Raw genomic sequence first — 13,168 nt, 5'->3', positions numbered from 1 at the left:
CAGGGGAATCAACAGCTGGGAGCAGTTTCTCCGGCAGTGCGCGTGAGCCCCCAGAGGATGAGGTTCACGCTGGCCCGGCTCGACGGGAGCTGCGGGTGCGGGATCTGTCCGGCGTCGGCGCACTGCGTCTCGACATTGACGTTGACCACGTCTGCGCCGGGCCCGGCCGCGAGCATCGAGGTCTGATTCGGTGTCGCCGTGGTATCCGAGGGCGAGTAGCCGGCGGTGTAGAGGATGCCGGGCGCGGTGTCCGGGAACTGATCCAGCGCGGTGACCTGCGGCGTATCGACGAGCTGTTGCAGCGATCCCGTGGAGGCAAAGAAGGCGGAGAGAAGGGGGAAGGTCCTGACCAGCCCGCCGAGGAATTCGGCCGAGCCGTTGAGTGTCGTGCCGTGGAAGGTGGCACCGAGGGTGACCACTCGGTCGACGTTGTACGCGTGGCCCAGCTGCTGGATGTACTTCTTGGTCTGGGTGCCGCCCTGGGAATGTCCGACGAGGCTGACCTTCTCCGCCCCGGTGACGGCCATGATCTCGCCGATCTTGGCCTCGATCTCCCGGGCGGAGTCGTCCACGTCGCCGTAGCCGCCGACCTGGGCGATGGCCATGATGGTGGCGCCGGAGCGGCCGTAGTCGATGGTCCACGGGCACATGCCCTGCTCGGACACCGCGGCGGCCGCGTTGTTCCAGTCCTTCGACGAGGCACCGGTGCCGTGGAGGAAGATCACGGGCTGGCCGACGCAGGTGGCGTCGTTGGTCACCGGGGCGGAAGCGGACGAGGACTGGGCCGAAGCCGGGGCGGCGAGGGCGACGAGGGCGGTGGCCGTGAGGGTGGCGGCGGCGAGGTTGCGGTGCATGACGCGAAAAGTACCGCTGATTGGTGCGGGGGATGCCCCAAAACGTCAGATCGGATACTTAAGTATCACAGGTTCTGGAGCTCGTAACCGACTCGCAGAGCAAACTCGGGAGCCTGAGCGTTCTTCAGATTCTTGACCAGGTTGAAATTTCCTGGGCGTTTTTCGCAGTAGTAGTTCCACTGATCCTCCACGGCCTGACGAAGACGCTCGGGAGAGGAGTCTGCAATCAGCGTGAAGAAAGAATCTGCAGTGTGGACCTCGAACGGGAAATCGTCCAGATCGGGGAGCCCTAGAAACGTCTTGTCGTCCGTCACCAGGTAGGTGGAGTTCCCATGGATGGCTGCGTTGACTACATGCCAGTCGCCCTCATCGGGATGCCCCTGATCCAGGATGTCGTAGCCCTGAATTCGTTGGTATTTCAGTGCATTCCGAATGTGGTCGAATCGGAAGTCTAGGGGTCGAGAAGGGGCGGCGGGATTGTTCTTCCGGAGGCGGTAGCGAGCCTCCGTCAGGATGTCCTCGGTCCACTGGATATCGAAGAGGGGAGTGTCTCCCGCCCGATAGAACGCAAACATCCAGTCGGAGAGGGTTCGGGACACCCAGATGTTCGCATCGACGAGGACTGATTGATAGGCCATGAACCCTCACGAGGCTAGTTCTGAAAGAATGACTCTGACTCTAACTCATCATCAATCTCGCGGAGCTTGTCAAAAGCATCGAGTTGACGTCGGCGTTCATTCTTCTGGAATTCCTGAACGTCTTTCAGATGCAGTCGGGTGTGGCTGCCCACCTTGTGGGCCGGAATTTCTTCATTATGGACGAGCTTCATCAGAGTCGGCCTCGACATCCCCAGCTGCCGGGCTGCTTCGGTAGTGCTCAATTCCTGGGGGAGGGTACCGATAGTCACGGTTTTTCCCTCGGAGGCGGCTTTAACAAATTGCCTGACGACATTGCGCAGCTCGGGGGGAAGGGATGTACCGAGGGGTGTCCCCTCCTGAACGGCCTGGCGGGCCTGGGAATGTACGAGTTCGGTGACGAAGATGGACTCCGCAACAGCTGACTGCGTCATGGGAGTGCTCCAACCTGTTAGCGTTTCACTTGCAAGTGAAACGCTAACAGGTAGGTTAACCAACTTCAACCCTCGCGCGCCCTACTCCTCCTCGGCGAACTGCGACTGGTGCAGGCGCCAGTAGGCGCCCTCGGCGGCCAGCAGCTCGTCGTGGGTGCCGGACTCGACGATGCGGCCCGACTCCATGACCAGGATGAGGTCGGAGTCGCGGATCGTCGAGAGGCGGTGCGCGATGACAAACGAGGTGCGCTCGCTGCGCAGGGCCGACATGGCCTTCTGCACGAGCAGCTCGGTGCGGGTGTCCACGCTGGAGGTGGCCTCGTCGAGGATGAGCAGCGCCGGCTGGGAGAGGAACGCACGGGCGATGGTGATCAGCTGACGCTCGCCGGCGGAGAGGGAGCCGCCGCTCTGGTCGATGACGGTGTTGTACCCCTCGGGCAGGGCGTGCACGAAGCGGTCGACGTAGGTCGCCGTGGCGGCCTCGATGACCTCCTCGTCGGTGGCGTCCAGGCGGCCGTAGCGGATGTTGTCCATGATGGTGCCCTCGAAGAGAACCGCGTCCTGCAGGACCATGCCCACCTGGGAACGCAGCTGCTCCCGGGTCATCTGGGCGGTGTCCACGCCGTCGAGAAGTATCTTTCCGCCGTCGATCTCGTAGAAGCGCATGATGAGGTTGACCAGCGTCGTCTTGCCGGCGCCGGTGGGGCCGACGATGGCGGCGGTCTGGCCGGGCTCGACGCGCAGGGAGAGGTCCTCGATGAGGGGTTCGTCGGTGTAGGAGAAGTCCACGTCGCGGAACTCCACCAGGCCACGGGCGCGGCCCTCGACGGCGGCGGTGCCGGTGTCGGCGGACTGCTCGTCGGCGTCGAGGAACTCGAAGACCCGCTCGGCGGAGGCGACGCCCGACTGCACCATCTGCATCATGCCGCCCAGCTCGGCGAGGGGCTGGTTGAACTGGCGCGAGTACTGGATGAAGGCGGTGGCGTCGCCCAGGGTCATGCTGCCCGCGGCGACCTTGAGGCCGCCGAGGACGGCGATGGCCACGTAGGAGAGGTAGGAGACGAACTGCATGATGGGCATCATCAGGCCGGAGAGGAACTGCGCCAGCGAGGAGGAGCGGAAGAGGGTCTCGTTGCGCTCGGCGAACTGCTCGGCAGCGACGTCGGTGCGACCGAAGATGGTCACCACCTCGTGGCCGGAGAAGGTCTCCTCGATGTGTCCGTTGAGCATGCCGGTGGAACGCCACTGCTCCTTGAACTGCTTCTGGGAGCGGGTGCCGATCACGCCGATGACCACGCCCGTGAGCGGGATGGACAGCAGGGCGACGAGCGCGAGCTGCCAGGAGACGGTGAACATCATGACGGTGATGCCGATGATCATGAGGATCGCCTGCAGGGCCTGCGCCAGCGCCTGCTGGAGGGCCTGCTGCACGTTGTCCACGTCGTTGGTGGTGCGCGAGAGGATGTCGCCGCGCTGGCCGGAGTCAAAGTAACTCAGCGGCAGGCGGTGGAGCTTGGCCTCGACGTCCACACGCAGGCGGTAGACCACGTTCATGACGATGCGGTTGAGGATGAAACCCTGCAGCCACATGAGCACGGACGCGCCGACGTACAGGCCGATGACCACGAGGATCAGCGTGCCCAGGCGGTCGAAGTCGATGCCCACGCCCGGGGTGACGTTCATGCCGGAGAGCATGTCGGCGAAGGTGTCCTCGCCCTGGGCACGCAGGCCCTCGATGACCTGGCCCTGGCTCACGCCGGCCGGCAGCTGCGCGCCGATGGCGCCGTTGAAGATGACGTCCATGGCACGGCCGAGGACACGCGGGGCGTAGACGTTGAGCGCCACGCTGGCCACCACGAGCAGGACGATGAACGCCATGACCAGTTTGTAGGGGCTGAGCATGCCCAGCAGCCGCTTGGCCGAGGGGCCGAAGTTCTTCGCCGAGCGCGGGGCGCTGCCCGACCAGTCGTCGCCGCCGAGTTTCTCCTGCAGCTCGAGGATCTCTTCCTCGGTCATCTCGGACGCGGGTTTGGTTGATTCGGTAGCCATTAGTTCAGCTCCTCCGCCATCTGGGAGTGGACGATTTCCTGGTAGGTGGGCGATGTCTCCAGCAGCTCGTCGTGGGTGCCGCGGGCGACGATCTGCCCGGCCTCCATGACGAGGATCTGGGCGGCGTCGATGATGGACGAGACTCGCTGGGCGACGATGATCGCGGTGGCTCCGGCGAAGCGCGGCTTGAGCGCCTGGCGCAGGTTGGCGTCCGTGGTCATGTCCAGCGCCGAGAAGGAGTCGTCGAAGAGGTAGACCTTGGGCTCCGCCAGCAGGGCGCGGGCGATGCACAGGCGCTGGCGCTGGCCGCCGGAGACGTTGGTGCCGCCCTGGGAGATGGGCATGTCCAGCCCCGCCTCGTCGCGGGAGACAAACCCGGCCTGGGTGGTCTCCAGGGCCTCCCACAGCTGCTCGTCGGTGGCGTCTGGGTTGGCCATGCGCAGGTTCGTGGCCACGGTGCCGGAGAAGAGGTAGGGCTTCTGCGGGACCATGGACACGCGGTCGGTGATGTCCTTTCGCGACATGCGGGTGATGTCTGTTCCGTCGAGAAGCACGCGACCGCTGGTGGGTGTGAACAGGCGGGGAACGAGGCTGAGCAGCGTCGTCTTGCCGGAGCCGGTGGCGCCGATGATCGCGGTGGTCTCGCCGGGGCGGGCGGTGAAGCTCACGCCGCCGAGGACCGGGGCATCCGCGCCGGGGTAGGTGAAGGAGACGTCCTCGAACTCGACGAGGCCCTCGTTGCGTGCCGGGCGCTCGGGCTCCAGGCTCTCGTGGATCGAGGGCTCGTGGGCGAGCAGCTCGGTGATGCGGCGGGCGCAGACCATGGCGCGGGGCAGCATCATGGCCATGAAAGCGCCCATCATCACGGCGGCGAGGATCTGCAGCAGGTACTGCAGGAAGGCGGTCAGCGAGCCGACCTCGACCTGGCCGTCGCCGACGCGCTGGCCGCCGAACCACAGGACGGCACCGGTGGCGACGTTGAGCACCAGCATGATGACGGGGAACATCAGCACAAAGAGGTTGCCGATCTTCCGGCTGAGGTCGGTGAGGTCGAGGTTGGCGTCGTCGAAACGCTCCGTCTCGTGGGCCTCCCGGGTGAAGGCGCGGATGACCCGCAGGCCGGTGATCTGCTCACGCAGGATGCCGTTGATGCGGTCGATCTTCGTCTGCATGGACTGGAACAGCGGGAAGAGCCCGGCGATGAGGCCGCCGACGACGACCATCAGGACCAGCACGGAGACGAGCACGAGCCAGGACATGCCCGGGTCCTCGCGCACGGCCATGACCACGCCGCCGATCATCATGATGGGCACCTGGACCATGAAGTTCAGGGCCATGAGGTACACCATCTGGACCTGCTGCACGTCGTTGGTGCCGCGGGTGATCAGGGTGGCGGTACCGAAGTGCGACATGTCCTCGGCGGAGTAACGCGAGACCCGGCCGAACACCGTGGCGCGGATGTCGCGGCCGACACCCATGGCGGTGCGGGAGCCGTACCACACGGCGATGGCCGCGGAGATGACCTGGACAAACGCGACCAGCAGCATGATGCCGCCGATGCGCCAGATGAAGGGGACGTCACCCTGGGAGACGCCCTCGTCGATGATGCGGGCGTTGAGGGAGGGCAGGTAGAGAGTTGCCATCGTGGTGATGGTCTGGAGGATGACGATGGCCACGAGGCCACCGACATAGGGCCGGGAAAAACGCCCCAGAATTCTTAGGAGATCCACGTCGCATCCTTGAGCTTGTGCGGTACGTCGGTAGTTGACGGGGCAACATTAGCAGTCGAGGTGGACGCGGGCTTCTTTTCTTCCGGGAGCGGAAGTGGCGGTCACCCGGGGCGGTTCACTGATCGCACACGGGCACGGCACGGGCGCGGGTGACGATGTCCTCCCACCGGGCCTCGCCCCGGGAGCGCTCCGGCGTCTCCCAGGTGGTGAACGGGATATGCCGGGAGCGCAACAGCTCGATGACGGCCGCGCCGTCCGTGTGGACACGCCGAGCGGGGACGGCCCGGGCGGCGGGGCCGGTGGCGTCGATGACGGTGTCGTAGTAATCGTGCAGGTCGTCGACGGCGATGTCCCGGCCGACCTCGATGTTGCCCAGGAGCCGCAGGCGCGGGCAGGTGCAGTAGGCGAGGAGCCCGAAGGGGGCGGGGCGGCGCTCGTAGAGGTCGACGAAGGTGTCCTGGTCCGTGGCCAGGGCCTGCGCCTCCGCGGCCCGCAACCCGGCGGGGCCCGCGCCGATGACGGCGATACGCACGGTGTCGGTGGCTGTCTCCATGGTGTCGTCCCCGCCCTCTCTGCTCGGATTAATAGACTGTGCTGTCTAGATATCGTAGCGCTCTGTCCGTATCACGCATGCTAATCGACGATTATTATTCACCCTCCGCCGCCCGGGGCCGTACCGGGAACGTTTTATTCACCCGCGCACAACCGGCGGAAACGCCAGGCAGCGACCGTATTCCCCGGTCGTCTCCACCCGGGCGGGGTGACCCGTCCGACTGTGGGGGGCGACATAGACTGAGCGGTACGTTAGATTGTGGGCCTAGGAATTACCGCCACTGCAAGGAGCTGTCTGTTCATGACGAGCACAACCACCAAGCCCAGGCCTGCCCGCGCCCCCAAACCGGAGGGGCAGTGGAAGGTCGACGGCCTGGCACCGCTCAACCACGATGAGCAGGTCAAGCAGGAGGATCCGGGCATCGCGGTGAAGCAGCGGGTCATCGACACGTATTCGAAGGAGGGTTTCTCCTCCATCGCTCCCGACGATCTCTACCCGCGCATGAAGTTCGTGGGCATGTACACCCAGCGCAAACAGAACCTCGGCGGCGAACACACGGGCAAGGACAACTCGGAGCTGCACGACGAGTACTTCATGATGCGCATCCGATTCGACGGCGGACAGTCCTCGCCCGAGCGCGCCCGGGTGGTCGGCGAGATCAGCCGCGACTACGCCCGCTCCACCGTCGACTTCACCGACCGCGAGAACATCCAGCTGCACTGGGTGCGCATTGAGGATGCCCCGGCCATCTGGGACAAACTCGCCACCGTCGGCCTGGACACCCTGGACGCCTGCGGCGACGTGCCGCGTGTCATCCTCGGTTCCCCGGTCGCGGGCGTGGCCGCCGACGAGATCATCGACGGCCAGCCCGCCATCGACGTGATCAAGAACGACTACCTCCCGCGCGACGAGTTCCAGAACCTCCCGCGCAAGTTCAAGACCTCCATCTCCGGCAACGCCCGCCAGGACGTCACCCACGAGATCCAGGACCTGGCGTTCCAGGGGGTGGTGCACCCGGAGCTGGGCCCGGGTTTCCAGGTGTTTGTCGGCGGCGGCCTGTCCACCAACCCCATGCTCGCCCGCTCCCTCGGCGTCTTTGTCACCCTCGAGCAGATCCCCGAGGTCTGGGCCGGCGTGGTGGGCATCTTCCGCGACTACGGGTTCCGGCGCCTGCGCAACCGCGCCCGCCTGAAATTCCTCGTGGCGCAGTGGGGGCCGGAGAAGTTCCGGCAGGTCCTCCAGGACGAGTACCTCGGCTTCGCGCTTCCCGACGGCCCCGATCCCGCCCCGAACCTCATCGACCGCGACCACATCGGCGTGCACGAGCAGAACGACGGCCGGTTCTACCTCGGCGTCAAACCCACCCTGGGCCACATGTCCGGGGAGCAGCTCATCGCCGTGGCCGAGATCGCGGAGAAGTACGGCGTCACCCGCATCCGCCACACCCCCTTCAAGGAGGTGCTGTTCCTCGACCTGGAGCAGGAGCAGATCGAGCCGTTCAGCGCCGAGCTCGACGCCCTGGGCCTGTACACCAAACCCAGTGAGTTCCGCCGCGGGCTGCTGTCGTGCACCGGCCTGGAGTTCTGCAAGCTGGCGCACGTGACCACCAAGTCCCGGGCCATCGAGCTGGCCGACGAGCTGGAGGAGCGCTTCGGCGACCTGGACTCGCCCATCACCATCTCCCTCAACGGCTGCCCCAACGCCTGCGCCCGCACCCAGGTCTCCGACATCGGGCTCAAGGGCCAGGCGGTGTCGGATGCCGACGGCAACTACGTCGAGGGTTTCCAGGTGCACCTCGGCGGCACCGTCGGCGAGGGCGCGAACTTCGGCCGCAAGCTGCGCGGGCACAAGGTGCTGTCCTCGGAGCTCACCGACTACGTGGTCCGGGTCGTGGGCAACTACCAGGACAAACGCGCCGACGGCGAGATCTTCCGCGACTGGCTGCTGCGTGCTGACGAAGAGGACCTCCAGTAATGGCCTTCCGGCGGGAACCGAACCCCAACCGCAACCACCCCACCCACTGCCCGTACTGCGGTGGCATGGCGCTCTTTCCCGACGAGGAGGGCGACTTCGCCTGGAGCTGCCAGGAGTGCCGGCGGGTGTTTTCCGTGATGTTCCACGGGCAGGACGACTTCACCCAGGAGCACCCCCAGGCCCCCTCCACCGAGGAGGCCCTGCGCCGGTCCCTGGAAAAACACGGACACACTGCGGGGCTCGCCTCGCAGGGGGACACTGTCTCGGATACAAAAGAGGTCTCGGACAGAAAAGAGGAGAACACATGACGACAAGCATCAATCTGCTGTCGGGCGGCGGAAGCCGCCAGTACCGCGACCCGGACATCAGCCCGGAGGGTCCGAACAGCGCCGCACCACTGAGCGACGAGGATCGCGCCCGCAACGAGAATCTGGTGGAGCGCTACGCCGACGAGCTCTACCACGCCGACGCGGCGACCATTTTTGAGTGGACCAGAGAGCATGTCCACGGACCCACGGTGATCACCATGAGCATGGAGAACACCGTGCTGGCCGAGCTGGCGCAGGAGCACCTCCCGGGCACTGACCTGCTTTTTCTCGACACCGAGTACCACTTCGACGAGACGATTGAGGTGGCGGACGCCGTCGAGAAGCGTTATCCCTCCTCGCGCCTGATCCGCACCCACGCGGTGCTCAGCCGTGCCGAGCAGGACTCCGTGTACGGCAAGGACCTCTACCGCCGCAATCCCACGGCGTGCTGCCGGATGCGCAAGGTCGAGCCGCTGCAGCGCCACCTCAGCCCGTACGTGGCCATGATTGACGGATTGCGTCGCGACGACGGCCCCACCCGTGCCGAGGCCCCCGCGCTGTCGCTGAACAAGACGGGCCGGCTGAAGATCTCGCCGATCATCACCTGGTCGCTCGAGGAGACGGATGCATTCATCCGCGAGCGCGACCTCATCGTCCACCCCCTGACGCTGCAGGGTTACCCCTCCATCGGGTGTGCCACCTGCACCCTGCCCGTGGCCGCCGGCGAGGACCCCCGCGCGGGGCGCTGGGCCGGGTCCGCAAAGACCGAGTGCGGACTGCACACCGATTAAGGACTATTCACTGTGACTGACAACACTCTTTCCCCGCACCTGCGGGACCTGGAGAACGAATCCATCCACATCCTGCGCGAGGTCGCCGGGCAGTTCGACAAGGTCGGGCTGCTGTTCTCCAGCGGCAAGGACTCCTGTGTCGTGTTCGAGCTGGCGCGCCGGGCCTTCCAGCCCGCTGCCGTGCCCTTCGAACTCGTGCACATCGACACCGGGCACAACTTCCCCGAGGTCATCGAGTTCCGCGACCGCCTCGTGGAGAAGACCGGCGCGCGCCTGCACGTGGCCAAGGTGCAGGACTGGATCGACCGCGGCGAGCTCACCGAGCGCCCGGACGGCACCCGCAACCCGCTGCAGACCGTGCCGCTCGTGGAGACCATCGCCGAGCGCGGCTACGACGCCGTCCTCGGCGGCGCGCGCCGCGACGAGGAGCGCGCCCGGGCCAAGGAGCGGGTCTTCTCCGTGCGTGACTCCTTCGGCGGCTGGGATCCACGCCGCCAGCGCCCCGAACTGTGGAGCCTCTACAACGGCGAGAAGCTCCCCGGCGAGAACATCCGGGTCTTCCCCATCTCCAACTGGACGGAGGCGGACGTCTGGGAGTACATCGGCGCGCGGGAGATCGAGCTGCCCAGCATCTACTTCGCCCACGACCGCGAGGTGTTCGACCGCGGCGGCATGTGGCTGACCCCCGGCGAGTGGGGTGGGCCGAAGAAGGGCGAGCAGCTGCAGACCCGCCGGGTGCGTTACCGCACCGTCGGTGACATGAGCTGCACCGGTGCCGTCGACTCCGACGCCACCACCATCGACGAGGTGCTCTCCGAGATCGCCACCTCCACCCTCACCGAGCGCGGCGCCACCCGTGCCGACGACCGCCTGTCCGAGTCCGCCATGGAAGACCGCAAGAAGGAGGGCTACTTCTGATGAGTGCCCCGACCATAGAGACCGCCAGCCAGATCATCGCCGACCGCGAGACCCTGCGACTGTGCACCGCTGGCTCCGTCGACGACGGCAAGTCCACTTTCGTCGGCCGCCTGCTGCACGACACCAGGAGCGTCCTCGCCGACACCCTCGCCTCGGTGGAGCAGTCCTCCGCCGACCGCGGCTTCGACGGCCTCGACCTCTCCCTGCTGGTCGACGGCCTGCGTGCCGAGCGTGAGCAGGGCATCACCATCGACGTGGCCTACCGCTACTTCGCCACCGACGCCCGCGCCTTCATCCTCGCGGACACCCCGGGCCACGTGCAGTACACCCGCAACACGGTCACGGGCATGTCCACGTCCCAGGTGGTGGTTCTGCTTGTCGACGCCCGCCACGGAGTCGTCGAACAGACCATCCGTCACCTCACCATCGCGTCGCTGCTCGGCGTGCGCACCGTCATCCTCGGGGTGAACAAGATCGACCTGGTGGACTACTCCGAGGACACCTTCCGCGAGATCGAGCAGACGTTCCTGGCCAAGGCGGAGGAGCTGGGTGTCTCCGACTCCTTCGTCGTGCCCATCTCGGCGCTGCGGGGCGACAACGTGGTTGAGGCGAGCGAGCACATGCCCTGGTACTCCGGCCCCACCGTGCTGGGCATCCTGGAGACCCTCCCCGTCGGCGGCGGGCGCGCCGGGGAACTCGACTTCCGTTTCCCCATCCAGTACGTCATCCGCGAGCACGCCACCGACTATCGCGGTTACTCCGGGCAGGTCAACGCCGGTTCCATCTCCGTGGGCGACGAGGTCACCGTGCCGGGCGGGCGCACCACCACCGTCACACACATCGACACCGCAGACGGCCTCGCCGCCGTGCAGACCGCCGGGACGGGCGACTCCGTCACGCTGCGCCTGGCCGATGACATCGACCTCGTGCGCGGCGACCTGCTCGCCGCGGGGTCGAGCCCCGAGCCGGTGCGGTCCTTCGCCGCCACGGTGGTGGCACTGACCGACACTGTGCTCAAGCCTGGCCAGCAGGTCAAGGTGCGTTACGGCTCCGCCCTGGAGCGCGGCCGCATCGCCTCCGTCGACCGCATCCTCGACCTCGACTCGCCCGCCGGCGACAACGAGGACCCGGAGAACGTCTCCCTCAACGAGATCGCCCACATCACCGTCGAGGTGGCGCGGGAGCTTCCCGTCGAGGAGTACGCGGCTCGGGGCGCCGTGGGCAACCTGCTCGTCATCGACAAGTCCTCCGGCAACACCCTTGCCGCGGGATTTGTGGGAACGCGGCTGAGGTAGGCACCATCATGCTCCCCCTCATCCTGTTGTCGCATGGTTCGCGGCACGCCGACGCGCAAGCGGGCATCGACGCCCTCGTGCGCGCGGTGGCGGGGGAGCTGGGCTGTGAGGTGGTCGACGCCCACCTGGACTTCAGCGAACACACTCTCACGGCCGTCGCGAAGCGATACGACCGTGCCGTGGTCGTGCCCCTGCTGTTCAGCTCCGGCTATCACGCGCGGGCGGACGTGCCCGCCGAGGTGGCGGCCGCGCAGGAGGAGACCGGCTGCGAACTGGTTCTCGCCGACACCCTCGGAGTGGGACCGGAAATCGCGGAACTGCTGGCCCGGGGCGTACCGGAAGGGAAAGACCTGGCCCTGTACCCGGTCGGGTCCTCGCGAATACAGGCGCGGGCCGACTACACCACGTTGCAGGACACGCTCGCCCGGATCACCGGGCGAAGCGTCGAGGTCATCCCCGCCACCGGGGAAGGACACGGCCTCGGGCAGCTCGGTGACCGGAGCGTGCATGTCATGCCCCTTTTTGTCACCGACGGACTGCTGCTGGACAAGGCCCGCGCACAGCTGAATGAGAGCTCGACCATCTCCGCCCCACTGACGGCCGCCCTGGCCCCGGTGGTCTCCTCCCGATACCGACAGGCAGTTTCCTCATGAGAACACTGATTTTTATCGCCATCGCTGGTTTTGCCGCGCAGCTCGTCGACGGCGGCCTGGGCATGGGATTCGGCGTCACCTCCACCACCATCCTGGTCACCCTCGCGGCGCTCTCCCCGGCGGCCGCGTCCGCCGTCGTGCACACCGCGGAGGTGGGCACGACCCTCGCCTCCGGCATCAGCCACTGGCGCTTCGGCAACGTGGACTGGAAGGTGGTGCTGAAGATCGGCCTGCCCGGCGCGGTCGGCGCGTTTCTCGGCGCGACCCTGCTGTCCTCACTGTCCACCGAGGCGGCCAAACCCATCATGGGCATCATCCTCGCGGCCATCGGCATCAACCTGGTGCTGCGGTTCTCCCGCGGACGCGTGAAACGCAACTACTCGGCCCGCCCGCACTCCGCGGCCTTCCTCGGGATCCTCGGCCTCGGCGGCGGCTTCGTCGACGCGACCGGTGGCGGCGGCTGGGGCCCGGTGACCACCTCGACCCTCATGACCCTCGGGCGCAGCGAGCCGCGCCGGATCGTGGGCACGGTCAACACCGCGGAGTTCCTCGTCTCCCTCGCCGCCACCCTGGGTTTTGTCCTCGGCCTGTGGGAGGACCTGGTGGCCAACCTCTCGGCCGTCATCGCGCTGCTCATCGGCGGTATGATCGCCGCCCCCATTGCCGCGTGGCTGATCAGCCGGATCAACCCGGCGGCGCTCGGCGGCATCGTGGGCATGCTGCTGGTGCTGCTCAACCTGCCCAAGGTGCTGTCCTCCCTGGGTGTCGACGACACCTGGCTCTGGGTCGCGCGCGCTGTGATCCTCGTGGCCGGTGTCAGCCTCTCTGCCCTGGGCACCGTGCGGGCGCGTCGAAACGCCGCTGAGCTGGCCCGGAGCGAGGCCGAGCACAGCCTGACGGTGGCTCCCGAGGCCCCCGAACCGGCCCCGGTGCCCCGCTAGGCGGGGTTCCCCCCGCCGCAGCCGGTCCCTAGA

13 protein-coding genes are annotated in these 13,168 nt (G+C 66.9%); 7 read left to right on the top strand and 6 right to left on the bottom strand.

The features are described 5' to 3' along the window. Positions 1-8: 8 nt before the first annotated feature. The 6 genes from CDOO_RS12115 to CDOO_RS12090 all read right to left on the bottom strand — a co-directional run bounded on the left by CDOO_RS12115 (position 9) and on the right by CDOO_RS12090 (position 6,255). On the bottom strand, positions 9-854 hold the full coding sequence (locus CDOO_RS12115) for an esterase/lipase family protein (protein WP_018022094.1): 846 nt from the start codon (positions 852-854) through the stop codon (positions 9-11). A gap of 65 nt (positions 855-919) precedes the next feature. Beyond that, positions 920-1,492 carry a PIN domain-containing protein gene (locus CDOO_RS12110; RefSeq protein ID WP_018022095.1) on the bottom strand — a complete coding sequence of 191 codons (573 nt, stop codon included), beginning with the start codon at positions 1,490-1,492 and terminating at the stop codon, positions 920-922. Positions 1,493-1,506: 14 nt separating this feature from the next. After that, positions 1,507-1,923: a helix-turn-helix domain-containing protein gene (locus CDOO_RS12105; protein ID WP_018022096.1), complete on the bottom strand. Its 417-nt coding sequence runs from the start codon at positions 1,921-1,923 to the stop codon at positions 1,507-1,509. 81 nt (positions 1,924-2,004) lie between these two features. Then, positions 2,005-3,972, bottom strand: a complete 1,968-nt coding sequence (locus tag CDOO_RS12100; RefSeq protein ID WP_018022097.1) for an ABC transporter ATP-binding protein — start codon at positions 3,970-3,972, stop codon at positions 2,005-2,007. After that, positions 3,972-5,702, bottom strand: coding sequence for an ABC transporter ATP-binding protein (locus CDOO_RS12095; RefSeq protein WP_026159385.1), 1,731 nt, complete (start codon positions 5,700-5,702; stop codon positions 3,972-3,974). Before CDOO_RS12095 ends, CDOO_RS12100 begins: the two co-directional genes overlap by 1 nt. 115 nt (positions 5,703-5,817) lie before the next feature. Next, complete coding sequence (locus CDOO_RS12090) at positions 5,818-6,255, bottom strand: hypothetical protein (protein WP_018022099.1); 438 nt, start codon at positions 6,253-6,255, stop codon at positions 5,818-5,820. A 300-nt stretch (positions 6,256-6,555) separates the two neighbouring features. Here CDOO_RS12090 and CDOO_RS12085 point away from each other — a divergent pair, with 300 nt between their 5' ends. The 7 genes from CDOO_RS12085 to CDOO_RS12055 are packed head-to-tail and all read left to right on the top strand — an operon-like array spanning position 6,556 to position 13,135. Beyond that, positions 6,556-8,229, top strand: a complete 1,674-nt coding sequence (locus CDOO_RS12085) for a nitrite/sulfite reductase (RefSeq protein WP_018022100.1) — start codon at positions 6,556-6,558, stop codon at positions 8,227-8,229. After that, positions 8,229-8,537: a hypothetical protein gene (locus CDOO_RS12080; protein WP_018022101.1), complete on the top strand. Its 309-nt coding sequence runs from the start codon at positions 8,229-8,231 to the stop codon at positions 8,535-8,537. Before CDOO_RS12085 ends, CDOO_RS12080 begins: the two co-directional genes overlap by 1 nt. Further along, complete coding sequence (locus CDOO_RS12075; RefSeq protein ID WP_018022102.1) at positions 8,534-9,328, top strand: phosphoadenylyl-sulfate reductase; 795 nt, start codon at positions 8,534-8,536, stop codon at positions 9,326-9,328. The genes CDOO_RS12080 and CDOO_RS12075 overlap by 4 nt, the downstream gene beginning before the upstream one ends. 12 nt (positions 9,329-9,340) lie before the next feature. Continuing rightward, positions 9,341-10,246, top strand: coding sequence for a sulfate adenylyltransferase subunit CysD (gene cysD / locus CDOO_RS12070; RefSeq protein WP_018022103.1), 906 nt, complete (start codon positions 9,341-9,343; stop codon positions 10,244-10,246). After that, on the top strand, positions 10,246-11,541 hold the full coding sequence (locus CDOO_RS12065) for a sulfate adenylyltransferase subunit 1 (RefSeq protein WP_018022104.1): 1,296 nt from the start codon (positions 10,246-10,248) through the stop codon (positions 11,539-11,541). The genes cysD and CDOO_RS12065 overlap by 1 nt, the downstream gene beginning before the upstream one ends. 8 nt (positions 11,542-11,549) lie before the next feature. Continuing rightward, the gene (locus tag CDOO_RS12060) at positions 11,550-12,194 is read left to right on the top strand and encodes a sirohydrochlorin chelatase (RefSeq protein ID WP_018022105.1); all 645 of its coding nucleotides are present in this window, start codon (positions 11,550-11,552) and stop codon (positions 12,192-12,194) included. After that, positions 12,191-13,135, top strand: a complete 945-nt coding sequence (locus CDOO_RS12055; RefSeq protein WP_018022106.1) for a sulfite exporter TauE/SafE family protein — start codon at positions 12,191-12,193, stop codon at positions 13,133-13,135. Before CDOO_RS12060 ends, CDOO_RS12055 begins: the two co-directional genes overlap by 4 nt. The last annotated feature ends 33 nt before the right edge of the window (positions 13,136-13,168 follow it).

The organism is Corynebacterium doosanense CAU 212 = DSM 45436 (genome assembly GCF_000767055.1).
In the GTDB taxonomy this organism is placed as follows: domain Bacteria; phylum Actinomycetota; class Actinomycetes; order Mycobacteriales; family Mycobacteriaceae; genus Corynebacterium; species Corynebacterium doosanense.
Note: the sequence above shows the minus strand (reverse complement) of the source record. Positions and strands in the feature narration are given on the sequence as shown.

Excerpts from the sequence above, each read along its gene's own strand:
- CDOO_RS12115 (WP_018022094.1), bottom strand. The coding sequence starts at position 854 with ATGCACCGCAACCTCGCCGCCGCCACCCTCACGGCCACCGCCCTCGTC.
- CDOO_RS12065 (WP_018022104.1), top strand. The coding sequence starts at position 10,246 with ATGAGTGCCCCGACCATAGAGACCGCCAGCCAGATCATCGCCGACCGC.
- CDOO_RS12080 (WP_018022101.1), top strand. The coding sequence starts at position 8,229 with ATGGCCTTCCGGCGGGAACCGAACCCCAACCGCAACCACCCCACCCAC.
- CDOO_RS12100 (WP_018022097.1), bottom strand. The coding sequence starts at position 3,972 with ATGGCTACCGAATCAACCAAACCCGCGTCCGAGATGACCGAGGAAGAG.
- CDOO_RS12110 (WP_018022095.1), bottom strand. The coding sequence starts at position 1,492 with ATGGCCTATCAATCAGTCCTCGTCGATGCGAACATCTGGGTGTCCCGA.
- CDOO_RS12085 (WP_018022100.1), top strand. The coding sequence starts at position 6,556 with ATGACGAGCACAACCACCAAGCCCAGGCCTGCCCGCGCCCCCAAACCG.
- CDOO_RS12060 (WP_018022105.1), top strand. The coding sequence starts at position 11,550 with ATGCTCCCCCTCATCCTGTTGTCGCATGGTTCGCGGCACGCCGACGCG.
- CDOO_RS12105 (WP_018022096.1), bottom strand. The coding sequence starts at position 1,923 with ATGACGCAGTCAGCTGTTGCGGAGTCCATCTTCGTCACCGAACTCGTA.
- CDOO_RS12055 (WP_018022106.1), top strand. The coding sequence starts at position 12,191 with ATGAGAACACTGATTTTTATCGCCATCGCTGGTTTTGCCGCGCAGCTC.
- CDOO_RS12090 (WP_018022099.1), bottom strand. The coding sequence starts at position 6,255 with ATGGAGACAGCCACCGACACCGTGCGTATCGCCGTCATCGGCGCGGGC.
- CDOO_RS12075 (WP_018022102.1), top strand. The coding sequence starts at position 8,534 with ATGACGACAAGCATCAATCTGCTGTCGGGCGGCGGAAGCCGCCAGTAC.